Source organism: Martinezella rhizogenes (assembly GCF_027460065.1).
Taxonomy (GTDB): domain Bacteria; phylum Pseudomonadota; class Alphaproteobacteria; order Rhizobiales; family Rhizobiaceae; genus Agrobacterium; species Agrobacterium rhizogenes_C.
Map to the genome: position 1 here is coordinate 981823 of NZ_JAPYZZ010000001.1, position 25150 is coordinate 1006972.

The window sequence follows — 25150 nt, forward strand, 5'->3', positions numbered from 1 at the left end:
GGTATCTTGCCCGACATCAATCAGGAAAACGAACATGGCATATGATGTAGTTGTAATCGGCACAGGCCCCGGCGGTTATGTTTGCGCGGTCAAGGCGGCACAACTGGGCCTAAAGGTCGCTGTTATCGAAAAGCGCGCGACCTATGGCGGCACCTGCCTCAATGTCGGCTGCATTCCCTCGAAGGCGCTGCTGCACGCATCTGAAACCTTCGCGCATGTCGCCCATGGTGTCGATTCGCTCGGTATCGAAGTCGCCGCACCGAAGCTCAACCTTGAAAAGATGATGGGCCACAAGGACGGCGTGGTGAAGGCCAATGTCGACGGCGTGGCATTCCTGTTCAAGAAGAACAAGATCGATGCCTTCCAGGGCACCGGCAAGGTGGTTTCCGCCGGCAAAGTTTCCGTCACCAACGACAAGGGCGAGACCCAGGAAATCGAGGCGAAGAACATCGTCATCGCCACCGGTTCTGACGTTGCCGGCATTCCAGGCGTTCAGGTCGATATCGATGAAAGCGTCATCGTGTCCTCTACCGGTGCGATCGCTCTTTCCAAGGTTCCGGAAAAGCTGATTGTCGTTGGTGGTGGCGTCATCGGCCTCGAGCTTGGTTCGGTCTGGTCGCGTCTCGGCGCCAAGGTGACCGTGGTCGAATATCTCGACAATATTCTCGGTGGCATGGATGGTGAAGTTTCCAAGCAGTCCCAGCGTCTGCTGGCCAAGCAGGGTCTCGATTTCAAGCTCGGCGCAAAGGTAACGGCCGTTGAAAAGACCGCTGCCGGCGCAAAGGTCGTGTTCGAGCCGGTCAAGGGCGGCGCTGCCGAAACGCTGGAAGCAAACGTCGTGCTGATCTCAACCGGCCGTAAGCCCTATACCGAAGGTCTCGGCCTTGCGGAAGCCGGCGTCGTGCTGGACAGCCGTGGCCGCGTCGAAATAGACGGCCACTACAAGACCAATGTCGATGGCATCTACGCGATTGGCGATGTGGTGAAGGGCCCGATGCTGGCGCACAAGGCGGAAGACGAAGGCGTTGCGCTTGCTGAAATTCTCGCCGGTCAGCGCGGCCATGTGAATTACGACGTCATTCCGGCGGTCGTTTATACCCAGCCGGAAATCGCCTCCGTCGGCAAGACCGAAGAGGAACTGAAAGCTGCTGGCATCGCCTACAAGGTCGGCAAGTTCCCCTTCACCGCCAATGGTCGCGCCCGCGCCATGCAGGTGACGGATGGTTTCGTGAAAATCCTTGCCGACAAGGAAACCGACCGAGTTCTCGGCGGTCACATCGTCGGCTTCGGCGCTGGCGAAATGATCCACGAAATCACCGTGCTGATGGAGTTCGGCGGTTCTTCGGAAGATCTCGGCCGCACCTGCCACGCGCATCCGACCATGTCGGAAGCCGTGAAGGAAGCAGCACTTGCCACCTTCTTCAAGCCGATCCACATGTGATCGGCGTTTGAGCCTGACGCTCAAATATTAAATTTCAGTCATCTGTTAAACCCCGGCTTGCCATGCAGGCCGGGGTTTTTCATACTCGCGCCATAGCCTGTCTAACCTTTTGATAAAAGGCAATAAAATGGCATATTCCAGTCAAGTTTCCTTCTCCGTTCCGCAGCGTGTCATTCACTGGGCAATGGCGCTTCTGATCTTCTTCAATCTGCTGTTTCCCGACGCCATGGCCCATGCCTACCGGCTGATGCGGCGGGGTGAGACGCTGACGCCGGACCAGATTTCGTCGGCCAATATCCATGCCTATGTCGGCTTCGCCATTCTGCTGCTTGCGGTTCTGCGCCTCTGTCTGCGCTTTTTCCAGGGTGTGCCGCCGCATCCAGCCCAAGAACCTCGGCCGTTTCAGATTGCCGCGAAGGTAGCGCATTTCACTTTCTACGCCCTGTTCTTCGTCCTGCCGCTATCCGGCATCGCCGCTTATTATTTCGGGATTCAAGCGGCAGGGCAGCTGCATTCCGGCCCGTTCAAGGTGTTGATGTGGGTGTTGATCGCCGGCCATGTCGCCGCCGTTCTGGTTCACCAGTTCTACTGGCGCACCAATGTCTTGAAGCGCATGACGCATGGCTAGGGTCCGAGCGGCGGTTTGTCGCGTTCCCGCCCCGTTGGAAAAAGAGGAGGATGGCCTTGCCGCACCGGGCGGCTGGGGTACAGGGATGCGAAACAGCGAAGACATATTGCCGGGCGCCGGCTGGTGCGATCGCTTTCAGGGAGAGATGATGAGACCGGGAATGACCTCGCTCGATGTGAGCAGGCTTCTTCTCGATCATCCTCCGGCATGGATTAGCGGGCTGATGGTACTTCGAAACCGCGTCGTTTCGCTTTTTGGCTTAAAAACGGTCGAGTTGGTGGCCGGCGCTTCGGCGGGCGGATTTCCGATTCTGTCCTCCAGCCGGGAGCGGACCGTGCTGGGCTTTGACGACCGCCATCTCGATTTCCGGATCGCCGTTGACCTGGAAGAACAGGAAAGCCGCCAGCTGGTGAGTGTCACCACCCTCGTGCGGCGCAAGAACGTGTTCGGTAGGCTCTACCTTCTTGCCGTCGGCCCGTTTCACCGTCGTATCGTGCCGGCGACGATGCGGCCGTTCTGCACCGATGTCCGGCCTGTCAGCACCCAGACTGCGTGGTTCAGTCGACCCGCGTGAGCATAAAACCCTCTGCGCGCAGCAGTTCGACAAGGCCTTCCTCACCAGGCAGATGCAGCGCGCCGACGGCCATGAAGACATTGCCCTTGGCAAGCTCAGGGGTGGCCCTATCAGCCATGACATGGTTGCGGTCGGTGATGATGCGCTGTTCGAAGGCGGCGTAGCCCTGTTCGCTTTCCGCTGCTGTCTTTTTGGGGTCGATGCTTTTCAGCATGGGCATGGTCATGCCGATATCGCCTGCGACATAGAGATCGGTCATGGTCGTCATGACGTCATCCATGCGGTCGCCGAGTTCCAACGTTTCTATCAGCGCCTGCAGATGAAACTCCATTGGCAACTCGGACATGGCCGTCAGCTGCTCGACCATGGTTTCAAGGCCGACAAGTCGTTTTCCGTCCGCAATCGCGTCTTCGGCCAGCTTCTTGTCGAGAAAGGAGAGGCCGGTTGCCTTGCGGGCGAACTCGCAGGCGGGCAGGGCGACGAAACTCGAAAGCATCCAGGGCTTCATACGCGAAACCGCATTCAGCGGAATGCCGCGCTCTTTCAGGCCTTTTTCGAGACGCGAAACATTTTCGGGCGACAGGATGTCGGTGATCGATTTGCCATCCAGAAACATGGTAAGTTCAGGCTTGCTCAGCAGCGACGCCGCGACCTTCTTGTCGTCGACGATTTCGTCCGACTCCACGATCACAGTCGCGGCCTTTTCGAAAGCGGGGCTGGCGGCGGTTGGCATTTCCAGAACACGCGGATCGGTGACATGCATGGTGCCGAGAAGATAGGACGGGGCCGTGCCTGCCTTTTCGATGCGCCAGAAATTGCCCTTGCCGTTCGGAATGGCGGCCGCTTCCTGTTCGATCTTCGCGAAAGCTTGCGGATCGGTCTTGCGCATCTCCACGAGAATGTCGCTGCCCGAGCAGGTGATTTTCTGCTCTGCGGCCCCCGCTTCATTGAGCGACAGCAAGGTCATGAGCAGAATGGCAACAGCGGTGACATGCAGGGCAGCGAGCAGCCAGAGCAGCGCGTCGCCGGTCTTGCCCATCAGGGTGGCGGTGAGATTTTGAGGTTTTATCAGGCTGTGCATCGATCCAATCCGGTTCTTGTTCGCTTATAGAACTGTGGTTTGGACGTCTGGTTAATGTTTATGGTTAACCATTTCCTGCTTCAGGCGCGTGGGTGGGCGTTATCGTAGATTTCCAGCAATCTTGCGGTATCGACGCCGGTATAGACCTGCGTGGTGGAGAGGCTCGCATGGCCGAGCAGCTCCTGAATAGTGCGCAGGTCCCCACCGCCGGCCAAAAGATGGGTGGCGAAGGAATGGCGCAGCGCATGCGGGGTGGCGTTTTCCGGGAGGCCAAAAGCGCCGCGCAGCTTCTGCATTTCGCGCTGGATGATGGCGGGCTGCAGCTTGCCGCCGCGTGCGCCGAGGAACATTGGTTCATTCGCCGCCAAGGCATAGGGGCAAAGCTTCCTGTAGGCATCGACTGCTTCCGTCACCACTGCGAGCAGCGGCACTATACGCGTCTTGTTGCCTTTGCCGGTGATGCGCAGGCTGCGGGCGCCGGGCGGAAAATCGGCCGGCGCGAGACCCAGCGCCTCGGAAATGCGCAGACCGCAGCCATAAAGCAGCGAAAGAACCGCGGCGTTGCGGGCGGCGATCCAGGGTTCTTCGTTCAACTGCGCCTCAGCCGTGGTGATCTTCAGTGCCTGGCGGTCGGTCAGCGGCTTCGGCAGGGATTTCGGCTGTTTTGGTGCGCGCATGGCGGTGGCGCCGGCCGCATTGACTAATCCCTTTTCCTGCAGGTGGTGCAGCAACGAGCGCAGTCCCGCCAGATGTCGGCCGAGCGAACGCGCACCGGCGCCTTCCTTGCGTCGGTTGGCCAGAAAGGCGCGCAGATCGACAGGGCGCAGATCGGCTATATCTCTTATGGCGGCGGGCCTGCCGATATAGCCGGTGAGGAATGTCAGAAACTGACGCGTGTCGCGCTCATAGGCCTCGACGGTGTTGTCGGCAAGGCGGCGTTCGCCGGCAAGGGTGGTGAGCCAGGACTGGCGCTCGTTCAGGAGATCGAGTTCGGCAAATGTCAGGATTTCGGTCACGCGGCGCTCCATTCCATGCCTTGAAACTATGCGCTTATGGTCAGCATTTGGTTAAGAGGTGGACTTTGCCGGACGCGCCCACTACATCCGGGCGGTTTCCTTTTTCCTGTCGCCGGGGCATGGTCGCCACATCATGGCAAAAGATTCGTCCGATCTGTTTGGGGCTCTGTTCGACCCGCCGTCGCCCACGCGTACGGTGCCCGTTCTCGTGCCCATGCCGGCGCCCGGGCCCTATAGCTATGCTGTGCCTGAGGATATGGTGGTCGAGACGGGTTCCGTCGTGCAGGTGCCGCTTGGTCCCCGGCAGGTCTTCGGCGTGGTGTGGGACGATGCCGGAGAGAAGGGCGTCGATCCGAAGAAGCTGCGGCCCATCACCAAAAGTTTCGAGTGCCCGCCGCTGAAGGCGGAGATGCGCCGCTTCGTGGACTGGGTTGCCGCCTATACGCTGTCTCCGCCAGGCCTCGTGGCACGCATGGCGCTGCGTGCGCCCGCCGCCTTCGATCCCGAGCCGATGATTGAGGGCCTGCGACTGACCGAAGGCCGGCCGGAGCGTCTCACCCCCGCCCGCGAACGGGTGATGGAGCTGGCGGCCGAAGGGCATGGCTGGACGAAAAGCGGGCTTGCCCATGCCGCCGGCGTCTCGACGAGCGTCATCGACGGTCTCGTCAAGCAGGGCGTGTTCGAGACGGTTTTCCTGCCCGCGCCGCCTGTCGTGGCCGAGCCTGATCCAGACTATGTCGAACCGCGTCTGGAAGGGCCGCAGAAACAGGCCGCTTCGGAGATACTCGAGGATGTGCGCAAGGGCGGTTTTCATGTCTCGCTGATCGACGGTGTGACCGGGTCGGGCAAGACCGAGGTTTATTTCGAGGCGGTGGCCGAAACGCTTCGTCAGGGCAAGCAGGTCCTTATCCTGCTGCCGGAAATCGCCCTGACGGCGGCGTTTCTGGAGCGTTTTCAGGATCGTTTCGGCGCGAAACCGGCGGAATGGCATTCGGACCTGTCGCCGCGGATGCGCGAGAAGGTCTGGCGGCAGGCGGTAACGGGTGAGGTAAAGGTGGTGGCTGGCGCGCGCTCGGCGCTTTTCCTGCCTTTCGACAATCTCGGTCTTATCATTGTCGATGAAGAGCACGACCCGGCCTACAAGCAGGAAGATCGCGTCTTTTATAATGCCCGCGACATGGCTGTGGTGAGGGCGCGTATCGCCGAATTCCCCGTCGTGCTGGTCTCGGCCACGCCCTCGGTGGAAAGTCAGGTGAACGGCAGCTCCGGCCGGTACAATACCATTCACCTGCATACGCGTTTCGGCGATGCGGCGATGCCGGACCTGCACCTCGTCGATATGCGCCGCCATCCGCCGGAACGGGGAGGGTTTCTCTCACCTGTCCTGCTGCGCGGTATCGGCAAGACGATCGAGAAGGGCGAACAGGCGCTGCTGTTCCTCAATCGCCGCGGTTATGCGCCGCTGACGCTTTGCCGGGTCTGCGGCCACCGTTTCCAGTGCCCGCAATGTTCCAGCTGGCTGGTGGAACACCGCTTCCGCAATCAATTGCAGTGTCACCAGTGCGGGCATAACGAGCCGACACCCGATCATTGCCCGGAATGCGGAACTTTCGATCATCTGGTCGCCTGCGGGCCGGGGGTGGAGCGCATTGCCGAGGAGGTGGAGAAACATTTTCCCGAGGCCCGCACCATCGTGCTTTCCTCCGATCTCATGGGCGTCAAGCGGCTGCGGCTGGAGCTGGAGGCCATCGTCAAGGGCGAGGCCGATATCGTCATCGGTACGCAGCTGGTCGCCAAGGGGCATAACTTCCCGCTGATGACGCTTGTCGGCATAGTCGATGCCGATCTCGGCCTTGCCAATGGCGATCCGCGCGCGGCGGAGCGGACGTTCCAGCTGCTCTCGCAGGTGACCGGTCGTGCCGGGCGCACGGGTTTGAAGAGCCATGGTCTTCTGCAGACCTATCAGCCACAACATCCTGTCATGCAGGCCATCGTTTCGGGTGATGCTTCGGCCTTTTACGAAAGGGAGATCGTGGAGCGGGAAAAGGCCGTTCTGCCGCCCTTCGGCCGGCTCGCCTCAATCATCGTCTCCGCCGATACGCGTGGGGAGGCCGAAACTCATGCGCGTGGTCTAAGGGCCGCCGCGCCGCAGGTCACCGGCATCATGCTGCTTGGCCCGGCGGAAGCGCCGCTGGCGCTGATCCGTGGCCGTCACCGTTTTCGGTTGCTGGTGCACGGGCGGCGCAATTCGGACATGCAGTCTTTTCTCCGTACATTGCTGGCCAATGGTCCGAAGGAACGGGGCAGCGTGCATGTACAGCTCGATATCGATCCGCAAAGTTTCCTTTGAACTTTGCCAAAGAGGGCGTTTTCCCGTTGTCATGACCGTGTCATAACGCGAGCGAACAACACAATGATTTGGGGAACGAGATGGAGTTTTATTTTCCGGCCGAATTCGGCGAGCAACTGGCCTTCGGTGCGGCGGTGGTATCAGCCATCATCGGCCTGTTTTTCATGTTTGCGCCGGGGTTGACGCTTCGTGCCTTCGGTCTGCAGCCTGCCGGCGAGCGCAGGGATGGTTATGCGCTGGCGCGCTCGTCGCTCGCCGGCTTTTATCTTGGTCTCGGTGCGGCCGCGCTGCTTCTCGCCCAGCCCATGGTCTATCTCGCCTTTGGTGCGGCATTCGGCCTCAGCGTCTTCGGCGGCATTCTCTCCATACTGTCGGATGGTGGCGCAACCATGCGGAATTTCTTACTTCTGGTTGTGCACTTTCTGCTGTCCGCACTCGCGTTGAGCTATGTCTTCGGGCTGGTCTGAAGCGGGCTTTTTGGCATTTGTGCCGCAGATGCGCCGCATCCTGAGCGAAAACGGAAAATTTAAACGCATTCCCCCTTGCCCAAACGGCGCTTTCCGCTATTACGCGTGTTGCGAGTCCCGGCGTCCTATGCTAGACGGACCGCGAAATTGGGAAAAGGCAGGGGGGAATTCCGGTCTTTTTCGGGGAAATTGAAACGATTTCAAGAATTTGATGCGGTGGAGCCCCATCGCTGATGGTCTTGGACGATTAGCAGGGAAAAAGTGCCCGTGGCAGACACCTCCCAGGGAACATCCGGTGTAGCGGAAAGGTATGCGTCGTCGCTTTTCGAGCTTGCTTTGGAAGCGGGTACGGTCGAAGCGGTTCAGGTCGAACTGGACAAGTTCGGCGCACTTCTCGACGAAAGCGACGATTTGAAGCGTCTGGTTGCGAGCCCGGTGTTTTCCGCCGAGGATCAGTTCAAGGCAATCACCGCGATCTGCGAAAAGGCCGGCATCGTTGGTCTCGCTCTCAATTTCCTCAAGGTTGTTGCGAATAACCGCCGTCTCTTTGCCGTTCCCGGCATGATCCGTGCCTACCGCACCATTGCCGCCGCCCACCGCGGCGAAATCACCGCCGAGGTTACCTCGGCACATGCGCTCGACGAGGCGCAGGAAACTGAACTGAAAGCGGCGCTGAAGAGCGTTACCGGCAAGGATGTGACGATTTCCGTTACCGTCGATCCGTCGATCCTCGGTGGTCTGATCGTCAAGGTCGGTTCCCGCCAGATCGATACGTCTCTTCGCACCAAACTTTCCACCCTTAAGCTTGCACTGAAAGAGGTTGGCTGATGGATATCCGCGCCGCGGAAATTTCCGCAATTCTGAAAGATCAAATCAAAAATTTCGGCAACGAGGCGGAAGTCTCGGAAGTCGGTCAGGTGCTTTCCGTCGGTGACGGTATCGCCCGCGTTTACGGCCTCGACAATGTTCAGGCTGGCGAAATGGTCGAGTTCCCCGGCGGCATCCGCGGCATGGCGCTCAACCTTGAAGCCGACAACGTCGGTGTGGTTATCTTCGGTTCGGACCGTGACATCAAGGAAGGCGACACCGTAAAGCGGACTGGCGCTATCGTTGACGTTCCCGTCGGTCCGGAACTGCTCGGCCGCGTCGTTGACGCGCTTGGCAACCCGATCGACGGCAAGGGCCCGATCAATGCCGCCAAGCGTTCGCGCGTTGACGTCAAGGCTCCCGGCATCATTCCGCGCAAGTCGGTTCATGAGCCGATGTCGACCGGCCTCAAGGCTATCGACGCTCTCATCCCGGTTGGCCGTGGCCAGCGCGAGCTCGTCATCGGCGACCGCCAGACCGGCAAGACCGCGATCATTCTCGACACGATCCTGAACCAGAAGGCCATTCACGACAATGGCCCTGACGGCGACAAGCTTTATTGCGTCTACGTCGCTATCGGTCAGAAGCGTTCGACCGTTGCCCAGTTCGTCAAGGTTCTGGAAGAGCGCGGCGCGCTGCAGTACTCGATCATCGTTGCCGCAACGGCTTCCGATCCGGCTCCGATGCAGTACCTCGCTCCGTTCGCCGGCTGCGCCATGGGCGAATATTTCCGTGACAACGGCAAGCACGCTCTCATCGGTTACGACGACCTTTCCAAGCAGGCCGTTGCCTATCGTCAGATGTCGCTTCTGCTGCGTCGTCCTCCGGGCCGCGAAGCTTATCCGGGCGACGTTTTCTACCTTCACTCCCGTCTTCTCGAGCGCGCTGCAAAGCTCTCCGACGAAATGGGCGCAGGTTCGCTGACGGCTCTGCCTGTTATCGAAACCCAGGGTAACGACGTTTCGGCCTTCATTCCAACCAACGTGATCTCGATCACCGACGGCCAGATCTTCCTTGAAACCGACCTGTTCTACCAGGGCATCCGTCCGGCTGTTAACGTCGGTCTGTCGGTTTCGCGCGTTGGCTCTGCCGCTCAGATCAAGGCGATGAAGCAGGTTGCCGGTTCGATCAAGGGTGAACTGGCCCAGTATCGCGAAATGGCCGCTTTTGCCCAGTTCGGTTCGGACCTTGACGCTTCCACGCAGCGCCTGCTTAACCGCGGCGCTCGTCTGACCGAGCTTCTGAAGCAGCCGCAGTTCTCTCCGCTCAAGACGGAAGAGCAGGTTGCGGTGATCTTCGCTGGTGTCAACGGCTATCTCGACAAGATCCCGGTCGCACAGGTCGGCAAGTTCGAGCAGGGTTTCCTTTCCTACCTCCGCTCGGAAGGCAAGGCGATCCTCGACACCATCCGCACGGAAAAGGCTATCAGCGACGATACCAAGGGCAAGCTCAAGGGCGCTCTTGATAACTTCGCCAAGTCTTTCTCGTAATCAGGGCTCTTTTACTCGGACGGATAACGGATGCCTTCACTAAAGGATCTGAAAAACCGCATTGCCTCCGTGAAGGCGACGCAGAAGATTACCAAGGCGATGAAAATGGTCGCCGCGGCGAAGCTTCGGCGCGCCCAGGAAGCTGCGGAGGCCGCCCGGCCTTATTCTCAGCGCATGAGCGCCGTTCTTGCCAACATCGCCACGGCGGTTGAGGCGGACGTTGCTCCGGCGCTGATGACCGGCACCGGCAAGGACGACGTGCACCTGCTCGTCGTCTGCACGGCTGAACGTGGTCTTTGCGGTGGTTTCAACTCGCAAATCGCCCGTTTTGCCCGCGATCACGCCCGCAAGCTGATTTCTGAAGGCAAGACGGTCAAGATCATCACGGTTGGCAAGAAGGGTTACGACAGCCTTCGCCGCGAATTTGCAGCCAACATCATCGAGCGCGTCGAACTGCGCGACGTGAAGAAGGTCGGCTTTGAAAACGCCGACCAGATCGCCAAGAAGGTGATCTCGCTCTTCAATGCGGGTGAATTCGACGTCTGCACGCTGATCTATTCGGAATTCAAGTCCGTCATCAGCCAGATCCCGACCGGCCTGCAGCTCATTCCGGCCGCTACGCCTGTTGTGGAAGCGGATGAGACGACGCAGAACGCCGTCTACGAATATGAGCCGGATGCGGCTTCTATTCTGGAAGACCTTATTCCGCGCAACATTTCGGTTCAGGTTTTCCGGGCTCTGCTCGAAAACGTTGCCGGTGAAATGGGCGCCAAGATGAGCGCGATGGACAATGCAACGCGCAATGCCGGTGAGATGATCAACAAGCTGACGCTTTCTTACAACCGTCAGCGTCAGGCTCAGATCACCAAGGAACTCATTGAAATCATTTCGGGCGCGGAAGCGCTCTGAGGTAAGGAAAGAGGGTAAGGATAATGGCTAAGGCAGCTACCCCCAAGAAAACCGCAGCGGTGAACGGCGCGGGCAAGGTTACCCAGGTTATCGGCGCTGTTGTCGACGTGGCGTTCGAAGGCGAACTGCCTCCGATCCTGAACGCGCTCGAAACCGAGAACAACGGCAACCGCCTCGTTCTGGAAGTCGCGCAGCATCTCGGCGAAAACGTCGTTCGTACGATCGCCATGGACTCGACCGAAGGTCTCGTCCGCGGTCAGGCCGTCGCCAACACCGGCGCACCGATCGAAGTTCCGGTCGGTCCGGAAACGCTCGGCCGCATCATGAACGTCATCGGCGAGCCGGTTGACGAAGCTGGTCCGATCACCACGGCCAAGAAGCGCGCCATCCACCAGGATGCACCGTCTTACGTCGAGCAGTCGACCGAAGCGCAGATCCTCGTCACCGGCATCAAGGTCGTCGACCTTCTGGCTCCTTACGCCAAGGGCGGCAAGATCGGTCTGTTCGGCGGCGCCGGCGTTGGCAAGACGGTTCTCATCATGGAACTGATCAACAACGTCGCCAAGGCGCATGGTGGTTATTCGGTATTCGCCGGCGTGGGTGAACGTACCCGCGAAGGTAACGACCTCTACCACGAAATGATCGAATCGAACGTCAACAAGCTCGGCGGCGGCGAAGGCTCCAAGGCTGCGCTCGTTTACGGCCAGATGAACGAACCGCCGGGCGCCCGCGCTCGCGTTGCTCTGACCGGTCTGACGATCGCTGAGAACTTCCGTGACGAAGGCCAGGACGTTCTGTTCTTCGTGGACAACATCTTCCGCTTCACGCAGGCTGGTTCGGAAGTGTCGGCTCTGCTCGGTCGTATTCCTTCGGCCGTGGGTTATCAGCCGACGCTGGCAACCGACATGGGCCAGATGCAGGAACGCATCACCACCACGAACAAGGGTTCGATCACCTCGGTTCAGGCGATTTACGTTCCCGCCGACGACTTGACCGACCCGGCGCCGGCAACCTCGTTCGCGCACCTTGACGCAACGACGGTTCTGTCGCGTTCGATCGCTGAAAAGGGTATTTACCCGGCTGTTGACCCGCTCGACTCCACCTCGCGTATGCTCGACCCAATGATCGTCGGCGAAGAGCACTACGAAGTTGCCCGTAAGGTTCAGTCGACCCTGCAGCGCTACAAGTCGCTTCAGGACATCATCGCCATCCTCGGCATGGACGAACTGTCGGAAGAAGACAAGCTGACGGTTGCCCGCGCCCGTAAGATCGAGCGCTTCCTGTCGCAGCCGTTCTTCGTTGCTGAAGTCTTCACCGGTTCGCCGGGCAAGCTCGTTGCGCTCGAAGACACGATCAAGGGCTTCAAGGGCCTGGTCAACGGCGAATATGACAGCCTGCCGGAAGCAGCTTTCTACATGGTCGGCTCGATGGAAGAAGCCATCGAAAAGGCAAAGAAGCTGGCTGGCGAAGCCGCCTGATAATGAATTGGCGGGCGCGTGGTTCAACTGCGCGCCTTGCCGGCAACGGTGGCAAAACCGGAATGGTGATGCCGGCGTTGTAGCAATGAAGTCCGTGACGCCCGCGTAATTGAAAAGAAGTGAATAGCCATGGCTGACAGTTTCAAATTCGATCTCGTTTCCCCGGAACGTCTGCTCGTTTCCGAAACGGTTACGGAAGTCGTCATCCCGGCAACGCTGGGTGAAATGACCGTTCTGGCCAATCACGCTCCGACGATGACGACGATCAAGCCGGGTCTGGTGACGGTGAAGTTCGCCTCCGGTGAGACGCATAAATACGTCGTTTTCGGCGGTTTTGCCGATATTCTCCCGACGGGTTGCACGCTTCTCGCCGAATCCGCCGTTTCGGCTGACGATATGTCTCCTGATACGCTGCAGAAGCGCATCGATGCGGCCAAGGCCGAAATCCAGGAAGGCAATCATCACCACGAGCATCTGACCAAGCTTGAAAAGCACCTCTATGAGCTGACGAACCTGCATGAGGTTCTCGTCGCTGCTTGAAAGCACCGGGCGGGTTCGAAAGAATGACTGCCCACAAAATATTTAAAACAGAAAGCGGCCGTTTCGGTCGCTTTTTTGTTTTCAGCTGTCTCCTGTTTCCTCCGCTTGGGATATGTCGGGTTGTCGCCCAAGGCACGTAATGCGGCCTTGGCTCGCGTTTACCGAAATCGATTCCGATTTTTTGAGCGATGGGATAGATGTGAAGATGAAGAGGAATACCGCTTTACCGGTCACAGATCGATGTGGTGGTGTGTTTTCCGTCATGGAGGAATGATCGTCGTGTCGGTAGAAGCAAGTTATCGAAGGGTTGCCAGAACCGCTTTGCGGGAGGGTGCGCTTGCCACAGGTGAGCGTGCCGTGCCGGAAGAGGTCCCGGTTGCCTTTTCCTATGGCGGCAGCACCCATGCCGTGATGATGGCCAGCCCTGCCGATCTCATCGATTTTGCGGTTGGCTTCAGCCTCACCGAGGGCATCATATCGGCGCGCTCCGAAATCCATGCCATTGAAGTGGTCGAGGCGGGGCAGGGTTACGATGTCCAGGTGGATTTGATGGATGCCGAGGCCGATGCCCTGCGGGCGAGACGACGGCATATGGCAGGCCCGGTGGGCTGCGGTCTCTGCGGCATTGAATCGATAGAACAGGCGGTTCGTATCGTGCCGGATCTCAACGGCGTAAAATCGTCGGTCCACGGCGATGATGTCGTTGCGGCTGTGAAAGCGCTGAACGATGCACAAACCCTCAATCGCGAAACAAGGGCCGTACACGGTGCCGGGTTTTATAGTCCGCGTGAGGGGCTTTTGGCGGCACGCGAAGATGTCGGCCGCCACAATGCGCTCGATAAATTGGCGGGTGCGGTGGTGAATGCGGGTATCTCCGCGGAGAAGGGTATTGTGGCCGTTACCAGCCGCCTGTCGGTGGAGATGGTGCAGAAGACAGCGATCCTCGGTTGTCCAGTTCTGGCGGCGATCTCTGCCCCTACGGCGCTCGCCATCGAAACTGCTGATAAAGCGGGTATCACGCTTGTTGCGTTGGTCCGGGGTGAAGACTTCGAAATCTTCACCCGTGCGGAGCGTATTATTCTGTAGCCTCGGCGGTTGGCTGCGGCATAGGCTGGTTTAGAATTCCGCCCATTCGGCCGCCGCATTGCCATGCGCTCTTGCTGGAGCATATCGCGGCTGTGGTGTCGGCAGCCGGGTTATGCTGATGGGTTTTTTATCGATGGGCTGGGCAGATGATGCCTGTCCGTCGCCGGATATTCTGAACTGTCGCAACAATTCGTAGAGGTTGTCGGCCTCACTGGCGAGACCGTGGCTGGCGGCAGTGGTTTCTTCCACCATGGCGGCATTTTTCTGGGTCGCCTGATCCATGACGTTGACGGCCTGATTAATCTCCCTCAACCCATTCGCCTGTTCGCGCGATGCCTCGACGATCGCCGAGACATTGACGTCGATTTCGCCCATCTGCGACTGAATATCGCGCAAGGCCTCACCGGTTCTACCGACGAGATCGACACCATTGGCGACCTGTTCACGGGAGGTGTTGATGAGTGATTTGATCTCCTTGGCCGCCACGGCGGAGCGTTGCGCCAGCTCGCGCACTTCCTGCGCCACGACGGCGAAGCCCTTGCCGGCCTCCCCGGCGCGGGCGGCTTCGACGCCTGCATTCAACGCCAGAAGATTGGTCTGGAAGGCGATGTCGTCGATCACGCCGATGATGTTGGTGATTTCGCCGGAGGAACGCGAAATCGCATCCATAGCGGAAATCGCCTGCTGAACGACGGCGCCGGAATGTTCGGCATGTTCCCTCGTCCGAAGCACCAGTTTGCCTGCTTCGCCGGCGCGCTGGCTGGCATCGGTCACGGTGGTGGTGATCTCCTCCAGCGCGGCGGCAGTTTCCTCAAGGGAGGCTGCCTGCTGTTCGGTGCGTTGTGAAAGTTGATCGGCTGCGATGCGGATTTCGCCCGAGCCGGAGGCGATTGTCGAGGCATTGTGGGAGATCGTCTGCATGGTTGCCTGCAGCTTGCCGACGACCTCATTAAAGTCCGCACGCAGCTTCTCCATGCTGGGCACGAAGCTGGTGTCAAGGCGTTGCACGAGGTCGCCCGCGGCCAGCGCCTGGAGGGCATCGGCAAGCACGGTGATGGCGCTCATGCGCGGTGTCACGTCGGTGGCGAATTTCACCACCTTCACCACTTTTCCCGCGTCATTGAGGACAGGGTTATAGGCGGCCTGAATCCATATTTCCTTGCCGTTCTTGCCATAGCGGACAAATTCGTCCGAGATGAACTCTCCCGATGCCAGCCGCTGCCAGAAATTGGAATAGGCGGGAGAGGCAGCATAAGCGGAGTCGCAGAACATGCGGTGATGCTTGCCCTCGATTTCCTTGAGGTCGTAATTCACCGTGGCACAAAAATTCGGGTTGGCGGTGATTATGGTTCCATCGGGGAAAAATTCGATCGTTGCCTGGGAGCGCGATAGCGCTTCAAGCTTGCCGGCATCCTCGACCGCCTTGATCTTCTTGGCAGTGATATCGGTAGCGATCTTGACAACCTTATAGGGTTTGCCGGAGCGGAAAACAGGGTTGTAGGAGGCTTCGATCCAGATAACCGATCCGTCCTTGCGGATGCGGCGATAGTCTTTTGCCTGAAATTCTCCACGAGCAAGAGAGTCCCAGAACTCCTGATAGGCCCGCGAGCCGGTGAGTTCTGTGTCACAGAAGATGCGATGATGTTTGCCGACGATCTCACTGAGATCATAACCCAGCGCCGTGCAGAAATTCTTATTTGCGGTGAGAATATTACCCTTGAGATCGAATTCTATGACCGCCTGCGATCTGGATATCGCATCGAGCATATTTCGGTTATCTGCGCTTTTCCCTAACCCCAGCATTAACGTCCCCCAAATATCGGTCCACGGAGCGGCTCGACGCACCCAAGGTGTGGTCCACGCCGTATCATGTTGAACAACGAACAGGTTTTGCCACCACAGGCAGCAATGCAGGCACTTGCGACTTTTGCGGCCTTCGTCAGCTATCGGACCCTCGTGATATGATGCGGGTGAGGCACTGTTCGTCGGCTTTTAATATTAGATATCCATAATATTAAAATGTTCTTATTTAAGTTGTGGAGCGAGCGGGAAAACAAAAACCGCCGGGGGTGCTCCGGCGGTCTGTTTTTGTTGTCGATGATTGCAGTGAAACGCCTGCGTCAGACTGTAGTCGCCTGATCAGGCGGCAAGATCTTCGGCTTCGGTTCCCTTGAACATCTTTGCGAGGTTCAGGAAGCAGATCATCCCGTGTTCGTTGGCAATGATGCCTTCGGAATATGACTTGTCGAAAGACGCCGAGATTTCCGGAACCGGCTGCACCTGGTTTGCCGGAATCGTGAGTATGTCCGAAACGCGGTCGACCAGCATGCCGATGACCATGTTGTGCACTTCGGCAACCACGATGGCGCTTCGTTCATTGGCGACGGTGCTCTTCATGCCGAGCTTGTGGGCCAGATCGATGATCGGAATGACCGAGCCGCGCAGGTTCATGACGCCGATGACGTCTTTCGGCGCGTGGGGAATGGGCGTGGAAGGCGCCCAGCCGCGGATTTCGCGGATGGTCGTCGTCTTCACGCAGAACTCCTGATCATGCAGGCGGAATGCGATGATTTCGAGCGTCTCACCGCCAAAATTGGTAGAGTTAATCATTGCCATCAGAATTCTTCCCAATGCTCGCTGTGGAGGCCGGCGCAAGTGCACCGACACTTGCATGTGCGAATTTGGCGTTCTGCCTGGTGCCTGAACAGCCGGAAATATTATTTCCGTCTTCAATGGAAGATTCGTAGCATGAGATGGTTTCGCAAACCTAAATGCGGAGCCCCCTCAATATTCCTTCTCGTAAAATATTCCGGCCGCGCCTTCGCCGTTGCCGCCTGCTTCGCCGCGCAGCTTCACGCCGCGCCCAACATCGAGGTTGATGATCGCCTTTGCACCGGAATCGCCGCTCTGCTGCAATTCGAGATAGGTTCTTTCATTGAGATACTTGCCGGCGGAAACGCGGGCCTGCCCTTCGCTATCCGTGGAAATATCGAGATCGTCGACACCGAGATTGCTTCGGAGCTTGTCGAACAGCGAGGTTGAGCGTCCACCGGCCAGCTGGGCGGCGGCATCGGCCAGCCGTGCGATCTGCAGGGCGGAGAGTTTCGACATGGACTGGCCGAAGATCAGCTGCGCCATTACCTCATCCTGCGGCAGGGCCGGGGCGGAGGAGAAGGCAAAGGTCGGGTCGTTGGCGTTGCCGGAAACGGATACGGTGACTGTGGTCGAACCGACCGTCGAGTCCGCCTTCATATCGAGAACCGGGACGAGGCCGCCGCCGAAGGTGATATTGCCTGTCGTGAAATCGAGACGGCGGGTAAGGATTTCCAGCCGGCCGCGGCGCATTTCAAAGCCACCCGAGATGACGGGAACGGCTGCCGTGCCGCGGATAGTCAGGTTGCCGGTCAGTTCCGCATCGATGCCGCGGCCGCGCACGAAGATGCCGCTCGGGGCATTCACCTGCAGATCGAGATTGATGGTGGAGGAGCTGCCGCTGCCGCCCTGGTCTGCTCCGAGCGCCTTGGCCTGAGCGCGCACCTTTGGCGGTGCGTTCTTGTGCTTGACGTCGATTTCCGTCAGCGAGGCCGGCAGTTTCTCCGGAATGGTAATAGCACTTCTGTCGAGCGTCAGGTTGCCACCGAGTACTGGCGAATTCAGCAGTGGTCCTTTCAGCGTCAGCGTGCCGCTCACCACCGTCGTCACCAGTGTGCCGTCATTATAACCGGCGCGATCGAGCGTGATCGAAATATCGGCGGGGAAACCCGAACCGCCGGCAATGCCGATGTTACCGGTGCCCGAGATCGTCCCACCACCGGCGAGCTTGCCCGTCAATCTGGAAATGACGGCACGGTCGCGGTCAAACGTGATCGTTGCGCCGAGGCCATTGATCGTCAGGTTCCGGCGCACATCCGTCAGGCGCGTGCCATCGGTGGTGATGCTGCCTGTCACCACAGGTGCGGAAGCGGTGCCGGAGATTCTGACGTCGATGGCGGCAGTGCCGTCCACGTCGAGGCCCTGTGCGGAGGTTTGCGCCGCAACTGCGCTGAAAGGCAGCCGACCGGAAAAAGCCATGGAAAGCGGACGACTACCGGCAATACCGAGCGAGCCGCCGCCGGAAAGCGACATGCCACCCTGACCGGTCACATTGGTGTCGATCTGCAAGTTGCCGCCGGCAAACCGGCCATTGGCCTTTATACCGAGGGCGGCAAGCCCCGCAGCGCGGGTCTGGGCAACTTCGGCATTGGCCCAGTTCAGATTATAATCAACCGAGGGGTCGGATGCTGCACCCTTGGCACTGACCGTGCCGGATATGCTGCCCGCCGCATCCAGCCCGGCGGCAAAGGCGTTGGCGAGGCTCGCGGGAAGCGAGCGGATATCGGCCTTGACGTCGAGGGTCGAACCGGCGGTGCCGTTGACCTCTACGCGACCATCGCCCGTGATGATGGTCAGATCGGTGATGCGGGCCGTACCATTCTGGATGGCGATGGTGCTTGGTTTTTCAAGCCGCACCGGAATTCCCTTGGGGGCGGCCGAAAAGGCGTCGACCCGCACGGTCATGGGTGAGCCGCCGGTATCGGCGCTGCCTTTCACTACCAGCGGCGCATTGTCATAGCGGCCGTTGACATCGAACGCGGTCGTTGTGCCGGAATGTCCGATGGTGGCATTCAGGCCTGAAATCGCGGCCGTGCCGGCATTGACGCTGTCGGCGCTGATCTTGCCGTTGATTGCAAGGGCTTGAAGGTCATCGATAGAGATATCGGCGGCCAGTTTTGAAATCGTTGTCGTGCCCTGGCGGATGCTGCTGCCATTTGCCTTTATCGTCGCGGCGATCTTGCCATTGGCGTTGCTCAGCGCGATATCGCCGGCAATATCGCCATCCGCCTGCTGGGCGGCCAGTGCGGCCAGCAGGGCGAGATCGGGGAAATTGAAGGAGAGATTGCCCGTCGGCAGGAATTGCTGCGAAAATTGCAGCTTCCCGTCCAGAATGTTGCGGCCCACTGCGACATGAAGTTCGGGTATTGCCGTGCCATTTTCGGTCTGCACCACATTGGCGTTGGCATCGATCTTCTGCCGGTCGAGGCTGCCGCTGGCCGTCAGCTTTGCCTGCGGTGCGGTCGGGTCGGCCTTGCCGGAAGCATTGACCTTCAATGCTTCGAGTTTTCGTCCGGCAAGGACGGCACTTTCGGAACTCAGGGTCACGTTGAAATCGGGGGCGGCAAGCGCGCCGCTGGCTTCGATTGCAAAATCGGCGATGCCTTTTGCCTGAGGTGTCAGCTTTTCGAGCGCCGGGAATTTACCCTTGAGGTCGGCGCTTAGTGCATCATTTTCGAGGCTGACATTGCCCGCCGCCTCGATCGTGCCGGACTTGACAACGAGGTTCTCGACGCTGGTGCGTCCACCGATGGTCATGTCGATATCGCCCTCCAGGGCGATGGTGGTGTCGAATTTTTCCGCCAGCGCCGGTGGAAGCGTGGCGGGAAGCGCGAAGAGTTGGACGCTTGACGTCAGGCGATTATCGGTGAGATCGAAACTGCCGTTCAGGGTTCCGCCGACGCTGGCGCTTTCCAGCGTTGCGCCGTTAAAGCCGATGGTGGAGGAGGTGAGAATGAGCGGTGCCTTGATGGTGAGAGGCGCACGCACCAGCCGGTCGATATCGGGACTGACGAAGGATGATTGCACCACCGACAGGACGGTTGCGATCGTGCCGCTGCGGTTGGCGATATTGAGATCGGCGCTTTCGGCGGTCAGTTTGACATCATCAAGCCGGCCCTGTGGCAGCGTAAGGCTGCGCAGGGAAACCGTGGTGTTGAGGTGTGCGGCATCCGCACCACCCTTCAGGGAAAGATCGAGGCCGTTGATGAGGGCCTGGATTTCACCATTGCCGAGTGGCCAGCGGAAGTCCACGGGGCCGGCGGTGCCGATGAGGTTGGCGGCCAGATCGTTTTGACCGTTCGGATCGACGGTGCCGGATGCCGTCAGCAGCAGCGTGCCGGTCTCCAGCGTACTGCTGCCGATGTCGATGCGACCCTGCGGAGAGAGTGTGGCATTCGCATCGAGCTTCGTTTCGCCGGCAAAAAGCTGGCGGAAGGCAGGCGGCAGCAGCAGATCGGGCTGGCCGCCGCCTGCAATCTCGATACGGCGCGTTCCGTCATCGCCAAGGAGATGACGACCGGTAACGTTGACCACCGCATTGCCGGCGACATTGCCGCGCAATGTGCCCGTCCAGCTGGAAAGCGGGCCTTCGCCATTGAGGTCTATTGCCACAGCAGGCGTGCCGGGAAGCGAAAGCAGCGTGGCGAGCAGGCCGCCTTCGGGTTCCTTCATCTCGGCTTTCAGCTTCAGCACGTTCTCATTCGGCAGGAATGCAACGTCGGCATTGACCTCCGCATCCACAGCATTGCGCCTGTGAGCGTTGAGCGAAAGCCGCATGTCGTCCTGGGCGGCCTTGAGGTTGCCTTCCGCCGTCAGGTCGAAGGCGCGGCCAAGAAGCGACTGCCCTAGGCTGATGTCCGGAAAGCTGAAATTATCGATGACGATTTCAATGGGAAGCGAAGAGCCGCCGGAGCTTTTGCCGGCCGTCTGCTGGGCCGGCAGTGGTTGGCGCTCGACATCGACCGATCCGGCCGCGACGCGGTCGGCATGGAAGGTGCCGGCAAGCAGCGATAGCGGCGACCAGTCGACGGCGATCTGGTTCACGCGGGCATAGGGTCCCTGCCGGTCTGAAAGCGTGACGTTATCGAGCCGCAGGCGGCCGGTCAGAAGGCCGCCGGGAGGCGAAATCTCGATCGTCTGATCGGGTGTCGATACGAGCGATGAAATCTGCTTTGCGGCAATCCGGGCGCCCATCGGCGTAAAACCGACGAACAGAACCGCAAGCAACACCAGCACCACGCAGCACAATGCAGCGTAGCCCAGCCATTTCAGCAATCGAATCAACGTTTTCATCAAGGGTAATCTACACTCTGTTGCAAGGGTGTTCGACTGCGGCGTTTAAAAAGACTGGCCGATACCAGCATAAATGCCGAAATTGTTGCCGCCGTCGTATTTTTCAAGCGGCATGGCGACATCGAGACGCAGAGGCCCGAAGGGCGTCGCGTAACGCAGGCCGATACCGGCACCAGCCCGGATATCGGAAAAATCGGGGGTCACCTCATCCGAAACCACGCCGGCGTCGACGAAGGGCACGAGACCGATCGTATCGGTGACCTTGATGCGGGCTTCAATGGAGCCGACCACATAGGAGCGGCCGCCGGTCGCATCGCCCGCCGCATTATAGGGCGAAATTTCCTGATAGCTGTAGCCGCGCACCGATCCGCCACCGCCGGCGAAAAAGCGCCGTGTGGTCGGGATGTCCTGCAGATCGCTGCCGCCCACCAGAACACCACCGGAGAGCTTTCCAGCCATGATCAACCGGTCTTCGGCACCAAGTCCCTTGTAACCGGTGATGGAACCTTCGAAAGAGGAGAAGAACGTACCATTGAGCGCCTCATAGCTTGGCTTGGCGGCCAGGGATGCGCGGAAACCTTCGGTGGGGTTCAGCTTGTCGTCACGCGTGTCGCGAACGAATTCCAGCGGTATCGAGGTGGTCAGATATTCGTTCTTGCCAAAGGCGTCTTCGGTATCGGCCCATTGCACCTCGAGGCCGGCGGCGGCGGTGTCGGTGTCGTTCAGCTCATAGGCAAAACCGGCCGTGCCCGTCAGCGTCTTGGCTTCATAGGTATCGGGATGTTCGGTCTTGGCAATCAGGCTGGTCTTGAAGGTGGTGCGCGGATTGAACATGCCGGGTTTGGTGAAGGTGATGCCCGCCGAATAATCCATGCCCTCGACGCTCGATGCCTCGGCGATGCGCGAGACCGAGCCTTCGATACGCAATGATTCCGCCTGACCGAACAGGTTCCGGTGACCCCAGTAACCCTGTAGGCCGATGCCTTCCGTGGTGGAATATTGCGCGCCGACGCCGAAATAACGGTGCTTGCCTTCGGACACTTCGATGGTGAGCGGAATGGAGCCGTCGCGGGCGAGGGTCCCCGCCTCCTTTATCGTCAGGCTGGAAAAGACGCCGAGCTGGCGCAGGCGGTCGGCAGCCTTGCGCAGCTTTTCCGGCGAATAGGGCTCGCCGCCATTGAGGCGCGAATAACGGCGGATGAAGTCGCCATCGACGGCTTTTTCGCCGGTGACGGTGACCGTGCCGAGTGGCGCAACGGGGCCGCCTTCAGCTGCCATCGTAATGTCGACCGTATTTGTTGCGTGGTTTGCGACCGCCTCGCGCTTCGTCAGTTTCGCAAGTGGTCGGCCTTCCGCCTTGAGATCGTCGATCAGCTTGTTGCCGGCGCGGATGATTGCCAGCGACCCGGCATCGCCGCCATTGATCAGGCCGTATTCCTCAAGATTGCGGCCCGTTACATCGCCTTCAAGGCGAACGTTGCCGAGGGTGAATTTCGGGCCCGGCGTTACCGTTATGACCACGGGTACAGGTGCGCTGTGATCGAAGACCGGGTTAGGAGGCAGGTCATCAACGTTCTTTCCGGCCACGGTCACGTTGACGATGCCGCCATAACGGGCATTTTCGTAAAGCGCGGCGATCAGCCTGTCCCTGTCGTCTCGCGCCTTTATCAGAAGGCCGAGATCGCCGGAGGCAGGCTTGTCCTTGTCGGCCAGAAGAAGCGAGCTGTTTTCCAGGCTGCCCCGGAGGGACTTGTCGGCGTCGGCCGCGTCAAGCGTGACGGCATATTTGACCGGGTTGATAACCTCGACCTCCGGTTCTTCCGAACCCCAGAGGCGCATGCCGAACAGTTTGAAGGCGAAAGCATCACGGGCAAACGCCGGATACAGGGCGAACGTGAAAGCAACCGCAAGAGCGGTGCCAGCTTTCCGATACGCAATACGTGTCTTCGGGTTAGTCCGTGTTCTTCGCATAAGCTGCTTTATGGTTGAGCATTTATTATGGCTCTGACCCGTTTCCTGTCCGTTAACATTGCAATTTAATCATAAGCAAACGGCTTTGGGGACCCTTTGGCCTGCGTTTTTGCCCCCTTAACGCAAAAAGCCCCGGGTGACCGGGGCTTCTGTGCAACGGTATGTCACGCAGCGATTAGCGGCAACGTGCCGTGTAACGCTGACCGTACTGGTCGCGATAATAGCAATAACCCGGCTCGGATGCATTGCCGATCAAAGCGCCGCCGACGCCGCCGATCGCTGCGCCAACTGCCGCGCCGCGAACGTTACCCGTGATGGCTCCACCAATGACAGCGCCGGAAACAGCGCCGATCGAAGCGCCCTTTTCAGTCTGCGTGCAGCTTGCAAGCGACAGGCCGACGAGCGCAAATATGATTGCCTTTTTCATGAAACTCTCTCCAACGTTACAATGAGCTCTTCGGCTCGGTAGGCGTCCCATATTTATCTGCGGCGACTGCTACCTCCGACCGCCACAGATAACTAACAATTCGATGTCGTTTAGGGAAGCCTCATCTTCCAGGCATTCCTGCGAGCGTAAATCGATTGTGTGCGAGACAACGGCGCGGTGCGAAAAAGGTTCCAAATCTCGCGGTTTTTTGATGTGAATCAATTTTGTACTTTTCATCAGCGTCTATAAACGGTTTATTGGAATGGTTCAAAACAACGGCGAATTGACGCAGACGTGGTTAAAGCAGCTCGCAAGGGTTGACGGTCCCGGTGTCGAGGCAGAAAACGATCTGGTCAATTCTGGAGCATGGCATGGACTTCGAGGCATTTTTTACGACGGAACTGCAAAGCCTGCATTCTGAGGGACGTTATCGCGTTTTTGCGGATATCGAGCGCCAGCAGGGCAATTTCCCCCGCGCGACACGGTACAACGCCAATGGCGAACGCAAGGACGTAACCGTCTGGTGCTCCAACGACTATCTCGGCATGGGCCAGAACCCGAAAGTCATCGAAGCCATGAAGGCCGCCATCGATCACTGTGGCGCGGGTGCGGGAGGCACCCGGAACATTTCTGGAACCAACCATTACCACGTTCTGCTCGAACAGGAACTTGCCGACCTTCATGGCAAGGAATCGGCGCTGATCTTCACGTCTGGTTACGTTTCCAACTGGGCGACCCTCGGTACGCTTGGTCAGAAAATTCCGGGCCTCATCATTTTCTCCGATGCACTCAACCATGCATCGATGATCGAAGGCATCCGTTACGGTCGTTGCGAGCGGGTTATCTGGAAACACAACGATCTTGAAGATCTTGAGGCGAAGCTTAAGGCAGCGGATCCGAACGCGCCGAAGCTGATTGCCTTTGAATCGGTCTATTCGATGGATGGCGATATCGCGCCGATCAAGGAAATCTGTGATCTGGCCGACCGTTACGGCGCCATGACCTATCTCGACGAAGTCCATGCCGTTGGCATGTACGGGCCGCGTGGCGGCGGCATTGCCGAGCGCGAAGGCTTGATGGATCGCCTGACGATCATCGAGGGAACACTTGGCAAGGCCTTCGGCGTGATGGGCGGCTATATTACCGGTTCTACGGCGGTCTGCGATTTCATCCGCTCTTTTGCCTCCGGCTTCATCTTCACGACGGCCCTGCCGCCGTCGCTTGCCGCCGGTGCAATTGCCTCGATCCAGCATCTGAAGGCCAGCCCTTTCGAGCGTGCCCGCCATCAGGACCGGGTGCGCAGGCTGCGCGGTCTTCTCGATGCCCGCGGCATTCCGCATATGGACAATCCAAGCCACATCGTGCCGGTCATGGTCGGCGATGCCGCCAAGTGCAAGTGGATTTCGGACATTCTGCTGGATAGTCACGGCGTCTACGTACAGCCGATCAATTATCCGACGGTGCCGCGCAAGACCGAGCGCCTGCGCATCACGCCGACGCCGTTGCACAGCGATGCGGACATCGAGCATCTGGTCGGCGCGCTGCACCAGCTCTGGTCGCATTGCGCGCTGGCGCGTGCGGTGGCCTGACGGCCGCAGTTCAGACAGGAAAAATCAGGGCCGCGTTTACGCGGCCTTATACATTAAAGGCCGGACCATCGTTATGATGTTCCGGCCTTGTTTGTCTTGAAGGTGGTTGCAACACCGTCGAGACGATGAGCAGAGCGGTTGGTCCTTGCGGGCCTGAACTTTTCGTTCGAAAAAAAGCAAAACCCTCTGCGCATTACGAGGCTTCGTCGAACCGTTGAGAGAGCCGAGCGCTCGCGTATAAGGGAGACAAGACCTCATGACCTATACTAGCCATTTTGTCGGCATCGACAT

At 59.2% G+C, this 25150-nt stretch carries 19 protein-coding genes; 12 read left to right on the top strand and 7 right to left on the bottom strand.

Translation table 11 applies throughout. From position 1 onward, the window contains the following. Nucleotides 1-34: 34 nt before the first annotated feature. From lpdA to O8B93_RS04695, 3 genes are all read left to right on the top strand, one after another. Nucleotides 35-1441: a dihydrolipoyl dehydrogenase gene (gene lpdA, locus O8B93_RS04685; RefSeq protein WP_269708594.1), complete on the top strand. Its 1407-nt coding sequence runs from the start codon at nt 35-37 to the stop codon at nt 1439-1441. Between the two features lie 127 nt (nt 1442-1568). Further along, nucleotides 1569-2069, top strand: coding sequence for a cytochrome b (locus O8B93_RS04690; protein WP_269708595.1), 501 nt, complete (start codon nt 1569-1571; stop codon nt 2067-2069). 85 nt (nt 2070-2154) lie between these two features. Further along, entirely contained in the window at nt 2155-2643 is a 489-nt protein-coding gene (locus O8B93_RS04695; RefSeq protein ID WP_269708657.1) for a DUF2867 domain-containing protein, read from the top strand. Here O8B93_RS04695 and O8B93_RS04700 read toward each other — a convergent pair. After that, the gene (locus O8B93_RS04700) at nt 2627-3724 is read right to left on the bottom strand and encodes a TraB/GumN family protein (RefSeq protein WP_269708596.1); all 1098 of its coding nucleotides are present in this window, start codon (nt 3722-3724) and stop codon (nt 2627-2629) included. The two genes, O8B93_RS04695 and O8B93_RS04700, sit on opposite strands and share 17 nt — an antisense overlap. Nucleotides 3725-3804: 80 nt before the next feature. Beyond that, the gene (locus O8B93_RS04705) at nt 3805-4752 is read right to left on the bottom strand and encodes a tyrosine recombinase XerC (protein WP_269708597.1); all 948 of its coding nucleotides are present in this window, start codon (nt 4750-4752) and stop codon (nt 3805-3807) included. A gap of 121 nt (nt 4753-4873) precedes the next feature. Between O8B93_RS04705 and O8B93_RS04710 the strand changes: the two genes are divergently transcribed. The 8 genes from O8B93_RS04710 to fdhD all read left to right on the top strand — a co-directional run bounded on the left by O8B93_RS04710 (nt 4874) and on the right by fdhD (nt 13927). Beyond that, nucleotides 4874-7090, top strand: a complete 2217-nt coding sequence (locus O8B93_RS04710) for a primosomal protein N' (RefSeq protein WP_269708598.1) — start codon at nt 4874-4876, stop codon at nt 7088-7090. Nucleotides 7091-7170: 80 nt separating this feature from the next. Then, a complete protein-coding gene (locus O8B93_RS04715; RefSeq protein ID WP_269708599.1) occupies nt 7171-7557 on the top strand; it encodes an AGROH133_08824 family phage infection protein in 387 nt (128 codons plus the stop codon). 261 nt (nt 7558-7818) lie between these two features. Further along, the gene (locus O8B93_RS04720; RefSeq protein WP_269708600.1) at nt 7819-8385 is read left to right on the top strand and encodes a F0F1 ATP synthase subunit delta; all 567 of its coding nucleotides are present in this window, start codon (nt 7819-7821) and stop codon (nt 8383-8385) included. Next, nucleotides 8385-9914, top strand: coding sequence for a F0F1 ATP synthase subunit alpha (gene atpA, locus O8B93_RS04725; protein ID WP_046799528.1), 1530 nt, complete (start codon nt 8385-8387; stop codon nt 9912-9914). Before O8B93_RS04720 ends, atpA begins: the two co-directional genes overlap by 1 nt. A gap of 30 nt (nt 9915-9944) precedes the next feature. After that, complete coding sequence (locus tag O8B93_RS04730) at nt 9945-10823, top strand: F0F1 ATP synthase subunit gamma (RefSeq protein WP_269708601.1); 879 nt, start codon at nt 9945-9947, stop codon at nt 10821-10823. Between the two features lie 23 nt (nt 10824-10846). Beyond that, nucleotides 10847-12301: a F0F1 ATP synthase subunit beta gene (atpD, locus tag O8B93_RS04735; RefSeq protein ID WP_035221615.1), complete on the top strand. Its 1455-nt coding sequence runs from the start codon at nt 10847-10849 to the stop codon at nt 12299-12301. Nucleotides 12302-12430: 129 nt separating this feature from the next. Further along, nucleotides 12431-12841 (top strand): F0F1 ATP synthase subunit epsilon, encoded by a 411-nt coding sequence (locus tag O8B93_RS04740; protein WP_006310765.1) that lies wholly within the window; start codon nt 12431-12433, stop codon nt 12839-12841. A gap of 270 nt (nt 12842-13111) precedes the next feature. Further along, a complete protein-coding gene (gene fdhD / locus O8B93_RS04745; protein ID WP_269708658.1) occupies nt 13112-13927 on the top strand; it encodes a formate dehydrogenase accessory sulfurtransferase FdhD in 816 nt (271 codons plus the stop codon). A gap of 30 nt (nt 13928-13957) precedes the next feature. On the opposite strand, the gene O8B93_RS04750 is transcribed toward fdhD, so the two are convergent. The 5 genes from O8B93_RS04750 to O8B93_RS04770 all read right to left on the bottom strand — a co-directional run bounded on the left by O8B93_RS04750 (nt 13958) and on the right by O8B93_RS04770 (nt 23270). After that, entirely contained in the window at nt 13958-15694 is a 1737-nt protein-coding gene (locus O8B93_RS04750) for a methyl-accepting chemotaxis protein (RefSeq protein WP_405049015.1), read from the bottom strand. 372 nt (nt 15695-16066) lie between these two features. Beyond that, nucleotides 16067-16543, bottom strand: coding sequence for a chemotaxis protein CheW (locus tag O8B93_RS04755; RefSeq protein WP_003504949.1), 477 nt, complete (start codon nt 16541-16543; stop codon nt 16067-16069). 168 nt (nt 16544-16711) lie between these two features. Then, a complete protein-coding gene (locus O8B93_RS04760; protein WP_269708603.1) occupies nt 16712-20872 on the bottom strand; it encodes a translocation/assembly module TamB domain-containing protein in 4161 nt (1386 codons plus the stop codon). Between the two features lie 45 nt (nt 20873-20917). Then, complete coding sequence (locus tag O8B93_RS04765; RefSeq protein ID WP_269708604.1) at nt 20918-22843, bottom strand: autotransporter assembly complex protein TamA; 1926 nt, start codon at nt 22841-22843, stop codon at nt 20918-20920. Nucleotides 22844-23018: 175 nt separating this feature from the next. Further along, nucleotides 23019-23270: a YMGG-like glycine zipper-containing protein gene (locus O8B93_RS04770; protein ID WP_003504940.1), complete on the bottom strand. Its 252-nt coding sequence runs from the start codon at nt 23268-23270 to the stop codon at nt 23019-23021. A 371-nt stretch (nt 23271-23641) separates the two neighbouring features. On the opposite strand from O8B93_RS04770, the gene hemA reads away from it, so the two are divergent. Beyond that, entirely contained in the window at nt 23642-24859 is a 1218-nt protein-coding gene (gene hemA, locus O8B93_RS04775; protein WP_269708605.1) for a 5-aminolevulinate synthase, read from the top strand. The last annotated feature ends 291 nt before the right edge of the window (nt 24860-25150 follow it).